Raw genomic sequence first — 1,818 nt, 5'->3', positions numbered from 1 at the left:
TGCTCTTTACTCTAGAAAGGAGGTGATCCAACCGCAGGTTCTCCTACGGTTACCTTGTTACGACTTCACCCCAGTCGCTAATTCCACCGTAAGCGGTAGCCCCCCGAAGGTTGGCTTCCCGATTTCGGGTGAAATCAACTCCCATGGTGTGACGGGCGGTGAGTACAAGACCCGGGAACGTATTCACCGTAGCATTGCTGATCTACGATTACTAGTGATTCCAGCTTCAAGCAGTCGAGTTGCAGACTGCTATCCGAACTGAGAGACGCTTTAAGTGATTAGCTCCACCTCGCGGTATCGCAACACTCTGTACGCCCCATTGTAGCACGTGTGTAGCCCTAGCCATAAGGGCCATGATGACTTGACGTCGTCCTCACCTTCCTCCTCCTTGCGAAGGCAGTCTCCTTAGAGTGCTCAGCCGAACTGCTAGCAACTAAGGACGAGGGTTGCGCTCGTTGCGGGACTTAACCCAACATCTCACGACACGAGCTGACGACAGCCGTGCAGCACCTGTTTTCAAGCTCCCCAAAGGGCACCACTCTATCTCTAAAGTGTTCTATCAATGTCAAGGCTAGGTAAGGTTCTTCGCGTATCTTCGAATTAAACCACATGCTCCACCACTTGTGCGGGTCCCCGTCTATTCCTTTGAGTTTTAATCTTGCGACCGTACTCCCCAGGCGGAACACTTAATCTGTTAAGTGCATCACCGAGATGACTAGCATCCCGACGACTAGTGTTCATCGTTTAGGGCGTGGACTACCAGGGTATCTAATCCTGTTTGCTCCCCACGCTTTCACGCCTTAGCGTCAGTTATGTTCCAGCAGATCGCCTTCGCTTTCGGTATTCCTAGTGATATCTACGGATTTTACCCCTACACCACTAATTCCATCTGCCCCTCCCATACTCTAGGGTGAGAGTTTCAAGTGCAGTTCTACAGTTAAGCTGTAGGCTTTCACACCTGACTTTCCACCCCGCCTACGCGTCCTTTACGCCCAGTGATTCCGAATAACGCTTGCACCCTCCGTATTACCGCGGCTGCTGGCACGGAGTTAGCCGGTGCTTATTCATATGCTACCGTCATTTTCTTGACATATAAAAGGAGTTTACACACCGAAATGCGTCATCCTCCACGCGGCGTTGCTGCATCAGGGTTGCCCCCATTGTGCAATATTCCTCACTGCTGCCTCCCGTAGGAGTCTGGTCCGTGTCTCAGTACCAGTGTGGCGGATCATCCTCTCAAACCCGCTACCCGTCATCGCCTTGGTGAGCTCTTACCTCACCAACTAGCTGATAGGATATAGGCCGATCCCTTGGCAGAATCCATTTCCCGACTACTCTTATGAGTAGAAGGAGTATCCAGTATTAATCACCGTTTCCAGTGGCTATCCCGGTCCAAGGGGCACATTACCTATATATTACTCACCCGTGCGCCACTCGTCAGCAAGGAGCAAGCTCCTTCTGTTACCGTTCGACTTGCATGTGTTAAGCACGCCGCCAGCGTTCATTCTGAGCCAGGATCAAACTCTCCATAATTGTTATTATAGAAAGATCATAATATGAATTACTGACCTTTGCCCAAGATTTAAAAATCATTGGCTTTGTATAGTTATCTATTACTATTGGGAAACCATATTGCTATGGTCTCAAATAGAATAGACGGTTGTTTTTGTTGTTATATTAGTTATTTCTAAATAAGATAACTGATTCGTTATTTCTCAGTCTCTTACTTGCTTAGTTTTCAATGATCTCAAACTTCTGAATCTCTCGACTCTTGACTCTTCAACTCGAAGTGTCTCCGTTTGTGGATGGGAATTATAG

The 1,818-nt window shown here is 48.4% G+C and carries 1 rRNA gene; it reads right to left on the bottom strand.

Going from position 1 to position 1,818, the window contains the following annotated elements:
* Positions 1 to 15: 15 nt before the first annotated feature.
* Positions 16 to 1,533, bottom strand: a 16S ribosomal RNA gene (locus tag ES948_RS10755).
* Positions 1,534 to 1,818: the final 285 nt, after the last annotated feature.

It is taken from the genome of Sulfurimonas indica (assembly GCF_009192995.1).
GTDB classification, from domain to species: Bacteria; Campylobacterota; Campylobacteria; order Campylobacterales; family Sulfurimonadaceae; genus Sulfurimonas; species Sulfurimonas indica.
This window is presented reverse-complemented; position numbering and strand designations above follow the sequence as displayed.